A 17,730-nucleotide genomic window follows, 5' to 3' on the forward strand; every position below is an offset into this window, starting at 1 on the left:
ATTATTTTCAGGGGTTAAAAATGGTAATAAATAAAGAAAAAATAGACAAGGTCAAAGGATTTCTGGATGAGCGCGAAGCAAGCTGTCTTTATAAACTGGCCCTGGAAGCAGGCTCAAAAGGTCCCTGTCTGGAAATCGGCAGCTACTGCGGCAAATCATCCGTTTATCTTGGTATGGCCTGTAAAGAAAATTCCACAGTACTTTTTTCGATTGATCATCACAGCGGTTCTGAAGAACAGCAACCGGGTGAGGAATACTTTGATCCCGACCTGCTGGATAAGGAAAGAGGGAAAATAGACACGTTAAAGCATTTTCGCAAAACGATTGCTGACTTCGATTTGGAAGATATAGTAATCCCGGTTGTCGGCCGTTCGGAAACAGTAGGACACGTATGGCAAACCCCTCTGAGTTTAATTTTTATTGATGGCAGTCACGCCTATGAATCAGTCTTGAGCGACTATAATATTTGGGCAAAAAATTTAATTTTAGGCGGGTATCTTTTATTCCACGATATATTTTCTGATCCGGCGAAGGGCGGACAGGCACCTTATCTTGTTTATCAAAAAGCGGTGGCTTCCGGACTATATGAAGTTATGCCCATGTGCGAGTCACTGGGAATATTAATACGCAATACCATTTAAATCAAAGCGCTATCTTTGTTGGCTTCGTCGTCGGCATCCTCAACGTATGTAAAAATACGCCTCGTCGCCTCCTCCTAACCGCCTCGATATCATCTTTGATTTAAATGGCATTAATGTAATATTATGACCAGGACCACTGACATCCCTTATCGGAAATATCAGCTGCCAGATAACCACGCCCGGCGAAATCGCGGATAGTATCATAAACCACCTTTTCATTGGCATTGGTATACTCTTTTACTCTCCGGCAGAGTTCCTGCAAAGCTTTGTCCTTGGATCCTTTAAATAAAGCTGGTTCGATAAAACCGCTATTTTCAATAATACCGCTTTTCAGAATTTGATAGGTTAACTTCATTCGCCAGTTACCTTCAACACGCATACTGTCTTCCAGATCAGCGGTTCCTTCATGATATTTACGCACAATTTTATTCCAGTCGGCTTCCATCTCTTCATCATAACTGGCACCAAATTCATGCATGTCTTTCGGCAGCAGGGCTGAAGTCTTCACAATAGCGTCATTGGCATCGTAACGATTCCAATCATCCGTTATGATTTCCAGATCGTAATCCTTAATTTTTTCCCGAACGGTCGTACCGGGGAAAGGCGCGAGAAAATGGTAACCGTAAATAGCTTTTATGCTCTTCGCAAAATCGTCTGATTCCCGTAAAGTGTCTTTAGTTTCTCCCGGTAAACCAATGATAAACGAGGCGTGGGCAATCATTCCCGCCTCTTGGCACATCTTTACGGCTGAATAGACTTGTTCCAGATTTATTCCCTTTTTTATTCTTTTGAGCATTTCCGGATTGCCCGTTTCCACCCCGAAACTGACACTATCGCAGCCGGCCTGGGCCATGAGATCGAATACTTCCGGGTTCACCGTATCCACACGCGCAAAAGCGCTCCAAACAAACTTCAAGGAACGCTCTTTAATTCCTGCACATATTTCTTTGACCCGTTCTTTATCGGAAGTAAAAAGATCATCCGCTATATTAATGCGATCAAAACCGTAACCTATTATTGTTTCTATTTCATCCAGAACAAGTTTAGGATTTCTTCTACGAACCTTGGAACCGACCATTTTACGTCCCAGACAAAATATACAGGAATAGGGACAACCCCGACCGGTTATTAGACTTACAGGAAAGCCTAAAGCGCGATAACGTGAAATTGGAAGCAAATGCCGCGATGGTAAAGGAATTCTATCAATATCAATAATGAAATCTCTTTTACCGGTAACAACTATTTCGTCACCACTACGATAAGCGATTCCAAGAATATTTTGCCATTTGTTTCTTTGCTTCAGCACAGGAGTCAGTTCCGCAATTGTGTCCTCGCCTTCCCCCACTACAATCAAATCTATCTCCGGATACTGTTTCAAAGTATCAATAGCCGTGAAGGACACATGGGGTCCACCCATCATTGTAATGATTTCCGGATTATAATTTTTTACATCATGGAGTATCTGTTGCGCTTTATAGAAATTCATCGTTACACAAGTTGCACCCACAGCGTCAGGCTGGAAAGCTTCCAGTTGTTTTTCCAGATTTTCTTTAGTGTAGGCACAAACGATATAATCAAATATCTTAACTTCTGCTCCGGCGGCCTCGAATGCCGCGGCAACATAAGTAACACCCAGCGGTGGAGAAGGCATTTCCTCCAGTGGATAAGGCGGAGCAACAATAGCGATACGCATTTCTTAATCTCCTTTGCGTGGGAAAAACAATGATCTGAACCAGCCCGCCAGAGTGTTGCTTTTCATTAACGCTCGATCAATAATTTCAAAATCTGAAGCCAGTTTGGCGGGATTAGAAAGCCAATCCGTTCTGGTCTTAAGGGGCTTATCCGGATCTAGATATTTTATAACAGTTGCCGGATTGCCGACGGCAATTGCATTGGCGGGAATATCTTTCACGACTATGGAACCGGCGCCGATAACGGCGTTATCTCCTATAGTCACTCCTTTTCCTACAATAACACTGTCTCCGAGCCAGACATTATTGCCGATTGTAATAGCCTGCGTTTTGCCTATCGGCATACTGCGATCGTATAAATCATGCCAGTCGGCATCGGAAATACTGACATTTTGAGCCGTCATACAGCCGTCACCCATAGTTATTGATGAAGCTGACATTATTCTTGTGCCCGGACAAATAAGACAACATTTGCCTATTTCAATTTTTCCCTTACCCAACCACACAGGCCATACTGCAAATCTTACTTTCCTATCCGGTGTGGCAATAATTGTTGAATAATCTCCCAGAAAAACCGGCCCGCCGAAAACTTCCACATGCTGGGGTTTCATAAAAACAATTCCGCGGCCGAAATACTCGAACTGCGGAGCAAGAAAATACTGCGCGTACCATTTTTGATACTTGTTATAAAACTTTTTCAAATAATAAGGACGATGATCTTTTCTCAATGTTCTGCCTTTTTTTAGAATTGGATTTTGTAAAAGTGAATTTAATCTTAATAACAAAGATTGATCGGAAGCGCTAATTTAAGACACTGCTTCTCAAGATAGATCTTCACTTATTCCATGAAGCCCAAAATTTATGATTAAAAAGTTTTCCCGCCGGAGTTATTTCATTCAAAGCATCCCAAGCCAGCATTGCCGCCGCCGCCGTCCAACCTGTTTTTTCTTCCGGCCAAATTACTCCGTCTGGAAAGGTTACGCCCATCCAGAAAGAACCGTCGGAGAATCTTTTATCATTTAACCAACTAAATATCATTTTTGCCCGGGAATTATCTTCAATTGCATTAAGGGTTAAAATAAATTCGGCCGTTTCCGCCATGGTCACCCAAGGCCGGTCGCTGACGCAGCGCACTCCCCATTCTGGAACAACAAATTTCTCCCACAAATGGGCTATCCGCCTTTTTGCTTCTTCACCGGTTATGGCGCCGCATAAAATCGGATAATACCAATCCATAGAATATCTTGATTTAATCATGTTAAACAGATCCGGTCTGTCTTTTATGGCCACACCCAATTCTGCCATAGCCTTCTGCCAGCGTGGACGTTTCTTGCCCAGGAGTCCAGCAATGGCCAGAGCGCATTTAATACTCATATAAATTGAGCTGGAACCTGTGAGCAGGGCCATCTTATCAATTGCGCCGTTTTTATTTCTTGCCCAGTAAATCTCACCATCGGGAGCCTGCAAATTGATTGCATATTGGATACCCTGTGAAACGGTATGCCACATTGTTTTTAAAAATTTTATATCATGGGTAACTAGATAATAGTGGAATACGCCTACAGCGACATAAGAAGAAAAATTAGATTCTTTACTGGTATTGATAATCTTTCCATCAAGGGTTTCCGACCACCAACTACCATCGGAAAGTTGAGAGTTGGCAAGCCATTCATAAGCATGCCGTGCTTCTTCACAAAAGCCACCGACACTTAAACCCATCGCGCTTTCAACATGATCCCAGGGATCGGTCTTTCCGCCAACAGACCAGGGAATTTCACCGTTTTCTTTTTGAAGAGAAACAATAAAAGCGGCTATTTTTTCCAACGAAACCGGAGTTAAATCTTCACTTATGGAAAGTTTTAGTTCCATCAAATTATCCTCTTCTAAAATAATATACTATGCTTTTGCCTACGATTGGATTTAATAATTCTTCCAATATCCGCGTTAACCGATGATCTCTCATCATATCCCATATCAAAAAATTCTTATAATATTTAACCAACAGGTTTTCCTCGTTTTTCAGGCCAACAAGACACTTAAGCCACCAGTAAGGCATGTGGAGGGCGTGCTTGTAATTTATTTTCAAGCATTTAAAACCATGTTTCTTCAACATTTCGGGAAGTTCTTTCTTCTTGTAAATTCGAATATGACCGCCTTCCGAATGATAATAGTCATATGAAATTAACCAGCAAAGTTTCTCCGAATAATAACGCGGCACACTAACCACAAGAGTGCCATCCGGTTTCAATATCCGAATTAGTTCTTTTATGGCTGCCTCATGATCCGGAATATGTTCTAAAACTTCCGAACAAATTACACAATCAAACGAAATATCAGCAAATGGAAGCCTATTTATATCTGCTTCGGAAACCAAATAATCTTTGGACAAAGCATCTGGCATTTTTTCCAAAGATGTCAATGCTTCACGCAAGGCCCCTGTATTTTTATCTATTCCGACAATCCTCAGATTCGGTTGTTTCGCCAGAAAGCGTAAGTGTCTTCCCATTCCACATCCCGCATCCAAAACAACACCTTGGGATTTTAATTTTAACTTAGGAAAGTCTACTGTAACCATCAATTGTCTCCCTGTATATCTTAACCATTTCCTGAGCAGCTATGGACCAATTAAAGATAGAATTTACGCGCGCTATTCCCGTTTGAGCCATTTTGTTTCTTTGGTCACGATTATTAAGTAAAAATATAATTTCTCTGGCCAGAGCATTGGCATCGGCCGGAGGAACAATCAGACCGGCATTTCCGACAACTTCCGGCAGTGCGCCTCCACTTGTGCTGATCAGAGGCACGCCACAAGCCATAGCTTCCGCTGCCGGCAGGCCAAAACCTTCATATACAGACGGAACAACGGCAATGGTAGATTTTGAATAATAATCGGCAAATTCCTCATTCTTTATGCGACCGGTGAAGTGGACAATGTCACCAATTTCCAGTTCGGCCACAAGTTTTACAATTGATCCATCTTTCTTAGGCTCACCTATAACTGTTAATTTTACGGATTGTTTTTTTCTTATTTGTGCGACAGCTTCCAGCAGATATTTTAAACCCTTCAATGGCGTATCCGAGCTATTTGTTACGATAATAGAATTTTCCGGTCGCTTGTCGTTTTGTACAGGATAAAAAAATTCATTATCAACGCCATTGGGTACAACGCTAAATTTAGATAAATTTATAGAAAATTCCTTAGCAATATCTATTTTAGAGCATTCTGACACTGTTACAATACGTGATAACTGCCTGGCCACCTTTTTTTGCATTTCAATAAAAGTAAACCAACGGTTGACCCGTCTTTTCTTTGAATTTGTTCTTGCCGCTCTAAGATATTCCTGTTTATCAAAAGTCATCGGATGATGAATCGTTGCTATTGTAGGCACAACTTTTTGAGCTATTTTTCCTATACCATAAGCAAGGCACTGATTATCATGAACAATATCATAATTCATTTTACTTTTCTGCAAATAGCGATAAGCCCGCACACCGAAAGTAAATGGTTCAGGAAATTTACCGTAGCACATGGTTAAATATTCATACATGTTTAAAGGATCAGCGAGGAGATCTCTTATTTTTTGCGGGCGAAAAGAATGTTCTGGATTATAAAGATCGAGACTGGGAAGTTTATGCAGACGCACTCTGGAATCAAGATGCGGATAAGGCGGTCCCGATATTACATCAACCTCATGGCCAAGATCACTAAGCGCTTTGCTTAAGTGTTTAATGTAAACCCCTTGTCCGCCGCAGTTAGGATTGCCCCGATAAGTTAACAGACAAATTTTCAACGGCTTTGATTCAGAAGACTTTTTCATACACTCACCTTTTGCACTAATCTTTTAGAATTTTCAAACATGATGGATATTTCGTCATCATTTAACCCCGCGCCTCTGGCGATCTTGGCAGCCATCTTGCTGCTCACAAAATCAGCAGGGACGTGAGCATCATTATTAAGAATCAGATTGGCCTTAAATTTTCTGGCCATCTGCACAACATGCCCGTTACTGAGGCTGTGACCTTTGCGCGTTGTAATCTCTAAATAAATCTCTTTTTCGGCAGCCAAACGCGCCTCTTCTTCAGTTAAAAGTCCCGGATGGGCTAAAATATCTATTGCTGATTTAAGAGCAGCCAGATTTGTTCCGGCAGGAACAGGTTCAACAATCGTTTCTCCATGTACAATAACTATCTTTGCTCCTAATTTTCTCGCCTCTTCGGCAAGAGCAGATATATCACGGGGATCAACATGAGTAATCTCAACACCAGGGATAGCATTAATATTGCCTTTTTCCGTTATCTTTGAACAAACCTTGATAATCCGCGGGAGGATGAAATCAATATTGGAATGATCAACGTGATCGGTAATAGCTAAAGCTTCATAACCTGTGGCATAAGCGCGTTGCGCCAGTTCCGCCGGTATTAAACCGCCATCACTGAAAATGGAATGAGTATGCAGATCAATCACTTAAAATATTCCAAATTTAATTTATTTAAACTCTGTAGACTTAGCAAATTTAAGACTGATAGTCAATAAGGATGTGTAATTTTTAAGATATTAATTTATTTCAGATTTTTTCTCAGAAGCAAGAAGGTTGCCGAAACTCGGCAGACATTTTTATCATTATTATCGGTAACTAAGCAATCTCCGATAACCAGACTTTGACCTTTTTTAAAAACAGTGGCAGCGGCAATAAGTTCTCCGTCACTGACACCAGCCAGAAAATTACTCTTTAATTCAATCGTGGTCAAACCTTCTTCGGGACTTAATTGAGTCATCATTGCATGAGCAATTGTTTCGTCGGCCAAAGCAACAATAAGCCCACCTTGCATTGCTTTAGCCCCCTGTAAATATTCAGGACGCACCGGCATTCGAAACCGGGCGTAACCTTCTTTTAACTCATCCAACGTTATTCCCATATAATCCAGAAAAGGATTTATTCCCTTTTGCCCCGATTTAATTTTTTCCAGATAAATATTGTAATTAAAAATATCTGAACTCCTTCACCTCATAAATTTTATTATAGAGCAACATTATAAGCAGTCGGATCAAGAGGTGAGCCTGCGGTAAAGACACGCGCAGCCAATTCCCTATCCAACATCAGAATGCCTTCTTTTGATGTTTCCACCATTTTCAATTCGCGTGATATTTTTTCCGTATTTTTTTTCTTATTCTATTTGCTCATTCAAAAACCAGGATAGCAAGAAAGTATAGAATCTGCAGCTATCACAGCATTCCGGTTAGCAATCATAAATTCCAATTTTATAATTCTCACATCATAATATTGAGCTTAATAATATAGGGCGCCCTGTATGATATCAGAGCGCCCTATGTGCTGTTCGTAAATAATTATAATTTTTTACAAAAATTACCCCTTATTTTTTCGTATCTTTAATGCGGCTTTCTTCGGGCCACTGTAAACCTAAAGTATTAACCAGTTTCCCCATACCGCTCAAAATTCTATACGAGTCGTACATTTTATCATATTGGGCATTGATGAGATCGCTCTTTGCCGTGATCTTTTCAGCCGATGTGTCAAGGACGTCAAACAGCGTGCGCCGTCCGATTGACCATTGCGAAATAAAAGCGTCCGCTGCCGAACCTGTAGACGTTACGTATTGTTCAAGCTGCTTGATCCGTCTTTGATCCGCCATATATGCTTCATAGGAAAGGCGAATTGACTGGATGGTTTGCCTTTCGGTTTTTTTAGCTATTTCTTCTCCTTCTTTTATTAAATATGATGTTTCTTTTATCCTCGCCTGATTAGCAAAACCATTGAATATATTGAATTTGAGTGTCGCATTCACCTGGAAATAATCCTGGTAATCATAGCGACCCATAGGTCCGGTTATTTCATTGCCCCATGTGTATTCCGCACCTACATCAATGCTGGGATAAACGAGCGCCTTTGCTGTTCTATGCTGATATTTCCTCGCCTCGACATCCGCTTTGGCCGACTTTAAAGTTGGGTGATTATCCAAAGCTATCCTCACCGCTTCTTGCAAAGTCGCAGGAATTTCCCCATAGAACGGCTCTGGTTTGACCGGGCTTACAGGTAAATATCCCATTACAGCCTGATAATCTGTTTTTGCATTCTCTACGTTTGCCTGAGTAACAATAAGGTTGGATTCCGCCAAAGCCCAACGAGCCTTGATCTGCTCGAAATCGACTCCGCGATCAACTCCCGCCTTGCTTCTCAACTTGATCTGGTCGTGAAAGCGCTCATGAATGAGCAGATTTTCTTTTGCCAGATCATGTTGCTCAAGCGCGCGTAGATAGTTCAGATAAACCCTGCATGCGAGCAATGCGGTATTTTCTGAGGCCCCCTGTAAAAGATATGCCTCGGAAGCTACTCGGGATTTTTGGCGAAATGTTTCCGACAGTGTAGCGCCTCCCCGGAATAAATTCTGATTGAGCCTGATAGTAGCTGAACGTGGCCTGAGTTGGTCAGGCTCCAATTCTGTTGGATGATTCTGTTTAACATATCCGGCTGACAGAGATGTATCGATCACCGGGAAAAAATCGGCCATTGCCTGCCGTACCTCCTGATCCCTGCCCAATCGATTATAGGCTACGGATGTTATGTCTGGATTGTTTTGCAGGACTGATTTAACTGCATCCTGAATTGTTTCCCCTCGTGCATCGACTGCTCCCATGAGAAAAAAAACTGAAACGATAATGAGAACAGATCTAAAATAATATTTCATATTATCCTCCTTACAGACATTTAATGAAATTGGAATCTCAACAAAGACAAAATAATTTTTGTTTATAATTAACTTAATTATCTGTGGGTTAACTTTTTAAATCCACATTTAGGTAAGTATAGTTTACAGAGTTCAAAATAAATTACAAATTTTACTCTGGACTATATTAAATGGGCTTTGGATTTCCTCGCTTAGCAATAAAACTTCTGGTGATATATTATTATGATTTTAACCGTTGTCAAGAAATTTTTAACAATTTATCATTAAAAAAATGGTCAATTTTAGTGTTTTATTTAACATAAAGTAAATTAGCTTCCCAACCTAGAGAATATCTTCAACAATGATATTTTGGGAAGATATCTTTTCCCGTATTTGTTCGCGTTCAATTATTTTTTCCTGCGCCTTTTCCGGAAGCTCCGTAAAAAGTATGATGTTTTTTTTCGTCAGTAGATTTATTAAATCTTCGAGAAGTCGAATTAAACCAGCATCGGAATGAGCCAGTAAACTTTCAAGGAACTTGTTGTCCAGATTATCCTTTAGAAAGTTGAGGACTTCATCATCCTTAATTGACTTTACTTCCGTTGAATTTGGGCCTGCAACTGTTCGCAATCCAATAATTTTCCCTTCAGCGGAGCGTTCAATATAAGGCATATTTTGTCATCCGAACATGTAAGAAATTATAAATTACGGCATAGCCGAAAAACTTACTTCCACAAAAAATACTCTAATAGCATCAATTTTTTTGTTGCTTGATTATCAATTAAAATGTATATATTTAGAGCATTTATTTTTTATAAACACCTACACTATTTATTAAGAAAAGTAATGTGGCCTATTAGCATGTTTTTTAAAATATGTATACTTTTTTTTAAAAACATGTAATATAAAAAAACATACTATTTTGAGTGATTTATGCCGGAAAAAAGCTCCACCTTCATAGCCAATAATTGGAATGTTCCTGAAAATCAAGACATACATGAAGATCCTCTTCTGGATTGTTTAATCATCCTAACCAAGATGTACGGTCGAAATGCCTCAAAAGCAAGCTTGAGCGCCGGGCTACCTCTTGTCCAGAATCGACTCACAGTAGAACTGTTTGCTCGTGCTGCGAATCGAGCCGATCTTTCTTCACGGACACTCGAGAAATCTCTTGATGAGATCGGTTCTGTTCAGTTACCGGCCATATTGCTGCTTCATGATCGCCAGGCATGCATTCTGGTGGAAAAAAATACTACCCTAAATGAATACAAGATCCTTTTACCTCAAAGCGGCAGCGGGGAAAAAGTAATTACCAGGGATGAATTGGAAAAACTTTACACGGGTAATGCAATTTTTGTCCGCCCCAAGTACCTGACGGAAAAAAAATCAATTGCCAACGCACAGTCCGGTACATCGAAACACTGGTTTTGGGGAACCATTTTAGAATCATGGCGCGTTTATCGGGATGTATTCCTGGCCGCCTTCCTCATAAATGTATTTGGTCTGGTGGGCATTTTTTATGTCCTGAATGTCTATGACCGGGTAATTCCAAACAGTGCTTATGAAACTCTATGGGTCCTATCCATTGGGGTGACAGTAATCTACCTTTTTGCGGTTGTAATGCGCGCCCTGCGGAGCTATTTCGTTGATGAAGCGGCAAAGAAGACCAATCTGAAAATCTCTGCGATGCTGCTTCAGAAAGTTCTCGACCTGAAAATGGAAGCACGTCCGCAATCCATAGGTTCATTTACTAAAAACCTGCAGGAATTTGAAGGTATCCGCGACTTCATTACATCATTTTCGATCACCGCGATCATCGACCTGCCCTTCACTATCCTGGGTCTGTTCGTTGTCTGGTGGATAGGTAGTTATATTGTTCTGGTTCACGTTATAGCGATCGTTATATTGATCGCTTATTCTTATTTCATTCAAGCTCCGCTTAAACGGGTTGTCGAAAAAACAATAGAAGCCTCAGCGCAGAAAAATGCAATTCTCGTTGAGGGTGTCGCCGGCCTCGAAACGATAAAAATGCTGGGCGCTGAAGGTCAGATTCAAAGGGCGTGGGAAGAAGCTGTCAGCTACATTTCGAAATGGGGTAACAAATCGCGCATAATTTCGTCTTCCGTTCAGGATGTTACGTATTTAGTGCAGAATATCATGATAGTGGCTGTTGTCGTTGCCGGTGTCTACATGATCACTGCAGGCAATCTTACTTCAGGCGGCCTTATAGCTTTAGTCATCCTCTCCAGGCAGGTGATCGCCCCCATGGCGCAGGTTGTAAATCTCGCAACGCGATATCATCATGCTAAAGAAGCTTTGAAAACACTAGATGAAATCATGAACCTTCCTGTCGAGAGACCTGCCGGCAAAATATTTTTACCGAGGAAACGTTTTAACGGTGTCATCGGCGTGAAGAACCTCACATTTTCCTACCCCGGTCAGACCACAAATGTCCTTAACAACATTACTCTGGAAATTGCCGCGGGAGAGAAAGTTGGTATTATCGGACCTGTGGGTTCAGGTAAAACCACTCTGGGTAAACTGATGCTTGGTTTATATGAACCTATAAACGGCATGGTAACTATGGACGGCACCGACATACGGCAGATCGATCCGGCGGAATTGCGCCACTTTCTGGGTTATGTTCCCCAAGACATCATCCTTTTCCGAGGAACCGTGTGGGATAATATCACGATGGGTGCACATGATGTTGACGACCAGAATGTCATCCGTGCGGCAGAAATATCCGGTGTGGGTGATTTCGTAAAAAAACATCCCTCCGGATTCGACATGAAAGTTGAGGAATTCGGCCGTGGACTTTCCGGCGGTCAGCGACAGAGCGTGGCCATTTCTCGCGCCCTTTTGCTCGATCCGCCCGTATTGGTGCTTGATGAGCCAACAAGTAATATGGATAACCGGTCGGAAATCAGGCTAAAAGGCTACCTTGCGAAGACCGTGAAAGAAAAAACAGTCGTATTGATTACGCATCGGGCATCGCTTCTGGATATGGTAAATCGCCTGATAGTTATAGATAATGGATCTATTATTGCTGACGGCCCGAAAGAATTCGTCCTGGAGGCAATGAGAAAAGGACAGCTCAATTTTTAGACGGGAGAGCCTAGTTTGAAGAAATTTATAAAGGATTTCAGAAATAACCAATTCTTTCAGCTATTACGGAATAATCTACCCGAAAAGGAAGAGCCTGGTTTGACTAATGGTTCCAAATTCAACCGATTATTCCGGAGGCTACCTGAAGAGGATGTTGATTTCGCCACCGACATCCGTGCGACCATCCTTTCCCAGACACCCCAGGGCGGCAGACTAATCATTTGGGCAGCTTTTTTCCTGTTGGTTATTTTTTTAATTTGGGCATCCTTCTCGGAGTTGGAAGAGGTCACCCGGGGAGAAGGTAAAGTTGTCCCGTCGAGCCATGTGCAGGTCATACAGAACCTTGAAGGGGGAATCATTTCGGAAATTCTCGTGAATGTTGGAGATGCCGTCAAAAAGGATCAATTACTCCTGCGGATGGATGAAACACGATTTTCTTCATCTTTTGAAGAGAACCGGGCCAAGTATCTTTCCAACAAGGCAAAATCGGCCCGTCTGAAAGCAGAGGCAAGCGGAACAGCCCTTGTCATTCCCGCTGATGTCGAGAAAGAAAGACCGGATATTGCAGCCCGGGAGCGCCAATTGTATAATTCCCGGAGGATGGAGCTAAGTTCGAGTTCTGAAATTAAGCGCCAGCAGGTTAATCAGCGCAGTCAGGAATTAAAAGAATTAGAGTCAAAGCTTGTTGAACTAAACAGGACTTACACGCTCCTGCAGAAAGAAATCAGTATGATTAAGCCACTGGTAGGAAAGGGAGCCGCTTCCGATGTGGAAGTTCTCCAACTCGAGCGTCAGGCAAGCCAAATGCAAGGGGAGATTGATCGTATCCGTCATGCAATTCCCGCGGCCCAGGCAAAACTCAGAGAAAGCCAGGTTGCCGTAAATGAACTGAACCTGAATTATCGGAACAAAGCAAACGCGGAATCCAATGAAGTTCTTCGGGAGGTTGATGAAAGCGCCAGTTCTTCTCTTGCCTTGAAGGACAGACTGGATAGAACGTCTGTACGCTCTCCCGTCGACGGCATAGTGAACCGTGTAATGGTCAAGACCGTGGGAGGTGTCGTCCAACCAGGAATGGATCTTGTCGAAATCGTACCTATGCATGGTAATCTGGTAGTCGAAGCGAAAATAAAGCCGGCCGACATTGCCTTTCTCCGACCTGGTCAGAAAGCCACGATAAAATTCACTGCTTACGATTACACAATTTATGGCTCTCTTAAAGCGGAACTGGAACATGTCAGTGCTGACAGTGTTACTGATGAAAAGGGAAATAGTTTTTTTCTTGTCAGATTAAAGACTGATAAAAGTTATTTGGGTACGATGAAGCATCCTCTGCCCATAATGCCGGGCATGGTTACAACAGTGGACATTCTCACCGGCAAGAAAACAGTACTCTCTTACATACTGAAACCTGTACTGAAAGCGCGATCAATGGCTTTGAGAGAACGTTAAAAGAATAAACGTTATTTTATTTTTATTGTCTTGTGTTCATGCTTGTAAGGATTCAATAGTATGGCTATTCTGTTAAGCAGTTCTAATAGCACGGTTGTCAGTAGGTGGGCTGACCTTTTGAAAGGACATTTCGAAACCGAAAAGACCTATTCCTTAGGTGAATTGAAAAAACTGTGCGCCTCAAAAAAATTCGATGCAATTCTCCTGCACAGGATGCTCATCGACATGCCTTCTTTTTCTGCGTTACTCAGCACGTCGCCCACAACCAGATTTTTTCTTCTCTCGGATCGCCCTGATGAAGAGGAAGCCCTGACATTTCTAAAAATGGGAATTGTGGGATACGGGAATACTTATATATCATCGCCACGACTGATTGAAGCCTTACGGGTTGTTACTACCGGAGGGGTGTGGCTGGGTCAAAAAATCATTCAGCGACTGATCATGGACACATCGGGGAATACGAAAGATGATGGCAATCAAGGCAATGCCGCTTCTGAGATGGCAAAATTAACCAAAGCAGAACGTCATATTGCCGAACTTGTCGCCCGCGGAGAGTCAAACCTGGAAATCGCGGCTGATCTGAAGATAACGGAAAGGACTGTCAAGGCCCATCTTACGTCCATCTATGAAAAAACAAAAACCGGTAACAGGCTTAACCTTGCTCTTTTGATTAACCTGGGGAAAAGCCCACAGGGCTGAGCGTTCCACATCTCGTTTTGCTCCGAAATTTTTCATACCACTTTTCCAACAAGAAACTAAGACAGCTTTTGTTAGAAAACTTTTTTATTTTGTTTAAACAGATAGAAAAAAGCCGCAAAAGGATGGTTTCTCTTTCACGGCATTTTAAATTGAGGTTTATTTACCAGTTACAAACTATACTTATTATAGTTACATAATTTCTCTATATATTTTCCATTCGTTGTTTATTTTCTTTAGTTCCAATGTTTTCTTCCCCGAATCTTTAGTTATAGAAGAACTGTAATGTTGAGTAAATACGGCCGAGGCATTATTTTCATCCGCTGATATTTGCAAGTTATCAATGATAATATTTATATTTTTACTTTTTTTGTACACATTTGTTTTATGAGAGATCCAGGCATCCAAGTTCTTTCCTTTTGATTGGAAATCTGATGCATAAAAGCTGCGGTAAGTTTTCAAGTCCCCTGATTTCCAACTGGTTAACCATTTAGTGACCAAATCCCGGACTGCTTCTTTTGGAATGCTAACTTGAACTAAATTATTATCGGTGACAACGGGTACGGCAACAACAGTCTCATTGGAAGCAACATATTCCGCGGTATTATCAGACTTTTGCGTCTGATAATACCAATAGCCTGCCAGAGTGCATAACAAGACTACTCCCGCAATCACAGCCCTGACAAACATCTTGTTATTACTTCCCGTCACCGATATGGGTTGACCCACATTATGATTTGGCACTGGGCTGTCAGAAGGAGGAGTTACGATTACTGGCGGCTCAGGTATAGGAGCGCCTACAGTGAATTGTTCGATCTCTTTCATATTATGATTAGGCACTGAGGCGGCAGAAGGAGGAGTTACGATTACCGGCGGCTCAGGTACAGGAGTACTTACAATTACAGGTGTGCCCCCTTTAGGATCAAATTTTTTGCTGGAATCTTTGGTAGGAGCACCTACAAATACCGGTTTACCCCATTTAGGGTTAAACTTTTTGTTGGAATGAATAGACACGGAGGCATCGGAAGGAGAAGTTGCAGGTTCAGACGTCTCAGGGTTTTCTTCAATTACTTTTTTGTATTTAATTTTAATATTTTTTTTCTTCATGTTTGGATTATAGGTAGAATGATTTCATATGTCAATGAAATATTGGTCGTAAAATGTGTTGCGTTAATTGTATTTATTACGAATTGACCTGCTCAAACAAATCGAAAAAAACGCCGCGAAAGAGAATACCTCTCGCGGCGTTTTGCCATGAAGCGATTTATGTATGGTGAATGAGATCGCCGAGTAGCGCATTCATGTCGACGCTACTGTCGAACGTTACGCTACCCACCAAATGATCAGTGGTGTGCTCTAGGGGGTTACTGCTATCGTAAATATTCAATACCTTGGCCGTGTTATCTACTTCCAAATGAGCAAGAGCCTCTGTGTGGTCAGTGATATTGAGGACTGCGGAGATATCGACCTTGTCACCATCGGTAGTTTTGTAGTCCGTAATAAGGTCATTGCCTTGGCCGGTCTTGAAGGTGTCTGCACCGGCGCTACCGGTCAGGGTATCGTCACCGAGACCGCCGATCAGGATATCGTTACCTGCCCCGCCTTCCAAACTGTCGTTTCCTGTCCCACCTACAAGTAGGTCATTTCCTTCATTTCCGATGAGATGATCATCCCCCGCTCCACCGTAAAGAATATTGTCATGCGAATCACCTGTAAGCGTATCGTTATGATCAGAGCCGATGATATTGGGCTGTGCAAGAGTGGACTCAGCAGTCACGCCATCAGGACTGCTTGAATAGTCTTGTGGTGTGAGCGAATTTTCAGGCGCCAGCAGAACATCAATAGTACCAGGAGCCGTGTCTCCGTCTGCATCCACGATTTCAACCGGCACCGAAATATCAACCGGTTTACCGGGATCTATGGAACTTGTGCCGAAATCACCTACCTGGAACGTTCCTCCGCTCTCCCAATGATACTCCAGGCTGTTGTAACCGTCCGCCGTAAAGGTCGCAATCTGGGTACCATTGACTATATCCACCAGTACCTCGTATTGCGTCCCAGCTGCCGCGCCATCAACAAACTGATAGTTAAATGTATGTCCTCCCACTTCCACAGTGTGCGAAGAAGTATCTGCAAAATTGATCAGTTCGGTCATGCCTCCATAAGTTATGGCAAATGCAGTGACTGAATCCTGGACCCCATCGCCTACTTTATATTTATTTGTGCCGCTATCGTCATCGTCAAAGGCCTTGATGCGAATGGTCGTTGATGACTTGGTGAGGAACGTTGCAGCTGCTCCATCTGCCAGATAATGACTGTCGAAGGTATGATTTTGATAGGTCGGGTCACTATAACTCTTGCCACTGGCAATAGGTCCGACATTCATCAGATCCTGGACAAAATCTAACCGCAGAGCTTCATGTTCACCGACGGAAGCACCACCGCTGACTCCCATTGAATGAGCAGTTTCATTTATCGTACCCGAACTTACACCGTATTCCATGGGTGTAAGAAGCAGGTCTTGGCTATCATCTGCAGCCGGGGTCATATAACCGGCCCATGCGCCATTGCCTCCGACAAAAGTGAATCCGCTTGCTCCATTGAAAATGATTTGCTCGGCTCCACCGTCGACAGTGCCAATCATATGCACAGTGTATTGATCTGTGCCAGCCACGTTTACGTTCTGATTCAGAGTTATGGTGAAAACACCAGCAGGCTGAGCAGTCGTAACTCCTGTTAATATCTGCCCCCCGCCCGAAATGACGTAGGTAATCGGAAGTGTGCCTGATGTTAGGCCGCTGTCCGCACCGTTAAGTGATGGCAGGAACTGCACCGTACCTGTCTGATCTGCTCCGATATTGTTATCGATATTGTTATCCAGATCCAGATTTCCAGTAAATGTTGTACCATCCTGATTATTCAGCATAGCTCCATCGGGAGTGAATGCCAGAGGACTATCATCCAGTACGTTGATGGTCAGCGTCTGAGACGCAGAGTAATCTTGTCCATCATAAATCTGGACTTGGAAGCTGTCCGGACCCTGTAAACCAGTCGTTCCAAGAGGTGCACTAGGGCTATTATTATCAATAGGTGCCGTCAAAGTATATTCCCACGATCCATCTCCATGGAAAACTATTGTTCCATAGTGGCTTGCATCTGTATAAGTTCCAATAACGTCGGTGGCGATTCCAGTTAAATTTCCCGTCGTGAAGGCGTGGCCTGTACCACCATCCACAACAATACTAAGGCTAGTAGCTGATGTATCGATGTCACCGTAGGTTAACGTACCATTTGCCAAGATTGTAGTAGCTGATGGAGCTGTCCCTGATGGACTCAAGCCAGCCTCATATACCTGACCACCAGTGATCGCTTGAAGTGTCGGAGCATCGTTCGTCCCTGTAATTGTGATCGTAACATCCTGAGTGTCCGTAGCTCCCTTGTCATCGGTCACCGTAACC

The 17,730-nt window shown here is 42.5% G+C and carries 15 protein-coding genes; 4 read left to right on the forward strand and 11 right to left on the reverse strand.

Translation table 11 applies throughout. The features are described 5' to 3' along the window. The first annotated feature begins 20 nt into the window (after positions 1–20). Positions 21–641, forward strand: coding sequence for a hypothetical protein (locus CVU62_13750; protein ID PKN36789.1), 621 nt, complete (start codon positions 21–23; stop codon positions 639–641). Positions 642–762: 121 nt separating this feature from the next. Here CVU62_13750 and CVU62_13755 read toward each other — a convergent pair whose 3' ends face one another. From CVU62_13755 to CVU62_13795, 9 genes are all read right to left on the reverse strand, one after another. Then, positions 763–2,334, reverse strand: a complete 1,572-nt coding sequence (locus CVU62_13755; GenBank protein PKN36790.1) for a B12-binding domain-containing radical SAM protein — start codon at positions 2,332–2,334, stop codon at positions 763–765. 3 nt (positions 2,335–2,337) lie between these two features. Beyond that, a complete protein-coding gene (locus CVU62_13760) occupies positions 2,338–3,060 on the reverse strand; it encodes an acetyltransferase (GenBank protein PKN36791.1) in 723 nt (240 codons plus the stop codon). A gap of 106 nt (positions 3,061–3,166) precedes the next feature. Beyond that, positions 3,167–4,201 carry a phenyltransferase domain-containing protein gene (locus tag CVU62_13765; protein ID PKN36792.1) on the reverse strand — a complete coding sequence of 345 codons (1,035 nt, stop codon included), beginning with the start codon at positions 4,199–4,201 and terminating at the stop codon, positions 3,167–3,169. A 4-nt stretch (positions 4,202–4,205) separates the two neighbouring features. Continuing rightward, positions 4,206–4,907 (reverse strand): SAM-dependent methyltransferase, encoded by a 702-nt coding sequence (locus CVU62_13770; GenBank protein PKN36793.1) that lies wholly within the window; start codon positions 4,905–4,907, stop codon positions 4,206–4,208. Next, positions 4,885–6,150 carry a glycosyltransferase family 1 protein gene (locus CVU62_13775; GenBank protein ID PKN36794.1) on the reverse strand — a complete coding sequence of 422 codons (1,266 nt, stop codon included), beginning with the start codon at positions 6,148–6,150 and terminating at the stop codon, positions 4,885–4,887. Before CVU62_13775 ends, CVU62_13770 begins: the two co-directional genes overlap by 23 nt. Further along, positions 6,147–6,797 carry a PHP domain-containing protein gene (locus CVU62_13780; protein ID PKN36795.1) on the reverse strand — a complete coding sequence of 217 codons (651 nt, stop codon included), beginning with the start codon at positions 6,795–6,797 and terminating at the stop codon, positions 6,147–6,149. Before CVU62_13780 ends, CVU62_13775 begins: the two co-directional genes overlap by 4 nt. A 95-nt stretch (positions 6,798–6,892) precedes the next feature. After that, the gene (locus CVU62_13785; GenBank protein PKN36796.1) at positions 6,893–7,249 is read right to left on the reverse strand and encodes a PaaI family thioesterase; all 357 of its coding nucleotides are present in this window, start codon (positions 7,247–7,249) and stop codon (positions 6,893–6,895) included. Between the two features lie 456 nt (positions 7,250–7,705). Continuing rightward, complete coding sequence (locus CVU62_13790) at positions 7,706–9,037, reverse strand: hypothetical protein (protein ID PKN36797.1); 1,332 nt, start codon at positions 9,035–9,037, stop codon at positions 7,706–7,708. 321 nt (positions 9,038–9,358) lie between these two features. Continuing rightward, a complete protein-coding gene (locus tag CVU62_13795; GenBank protein PKN36798.1) occupies positions 9,359–9,688 on the reverse strand; it encodes a hypothetical protein in 330 nt (109 codons plus the stop codon). 261 nt (positions 9,689–9,949) lie between these two features. On the opposite strand from CVU62_13795, the gene CVU62_13800 reads away from it, so the two are divergent. The 3 genes from CVU62_13800 (at position 9,950) to CVU62_13810 (ending at position 14,275) form a co-directional block, all read left to right on the forward strand. Next, positions 9,950–12,124, forward strand: coding sequence for a type I secretion system permease/ATPase (locus CVU62_13800; GenBank protein PKN36799.1), 2,175 nt, complete (start codon positions 9,950–9,952; stop codon positions 12,122–12,124). A 99-nt stretch (positions 12,125–12,223) separates the two neighbouring features. Continuing rightward, complete coding sequence (locus CVU62_13805; protein PKN36809.1) at positions 12,224–13,576, forward strand: HlyD family type I secretion periplasmic adaptor subunit; 1,353 nt, start codon at positions 12,224–12,226, stop codon at positions 13,574–13,576. Between the two features lie 60 nt (positions 13,577–13,636). Then, positions 13,637–14,275: a DNA-binding response regulator gene (locus tag CVU62_13810; GenBank protein PKN36800.1), complete on the forward strand. Its 639-nt coding sequence runs from the start codon at positions 13,637–13,639 to the stop codon at positions 14,273–14,275. A gap of 189 nt (positions 14,276–14,464) precedes the next feature. Here the strand turns inward: CVU62_13810 and CVU62_13815 are convergent, their stop codons facing one another. Both CVU62_13815 and CVU62_13820 read right to left on the reverse strand, forming a co-directional pair. Next, positions 14,465–15,379, reverse strand: a complete 915-nt coding sequence (locus CVU62_13815; GenBank protein ID PKN36801.1) for a hypothetical protein — start codon at positions 15,377–15,379, stop codon at positions 14,465–14,467. A gap of 157 nt (positions 15,380–15,536) precedes the next feature. Then, positions 15,537–17,730, reverse strand: a 2,194-nt coding sequence (locus tag CVU62_13820) for a hypothetical protein (GenBank protein PKN36802.1), incomplete at its 5' end; no start/stop codon positions are given.

The sequence above is a fragment of the Deltaproteobacteria bacterium HGW-Deltaproteobacteria-2 genome, assembly GCA_002840505.1.
GTDB lineage: Bacteria > Desulfobacterota > Syntrophia > Syntrophales > Smithellaceae > Smithella.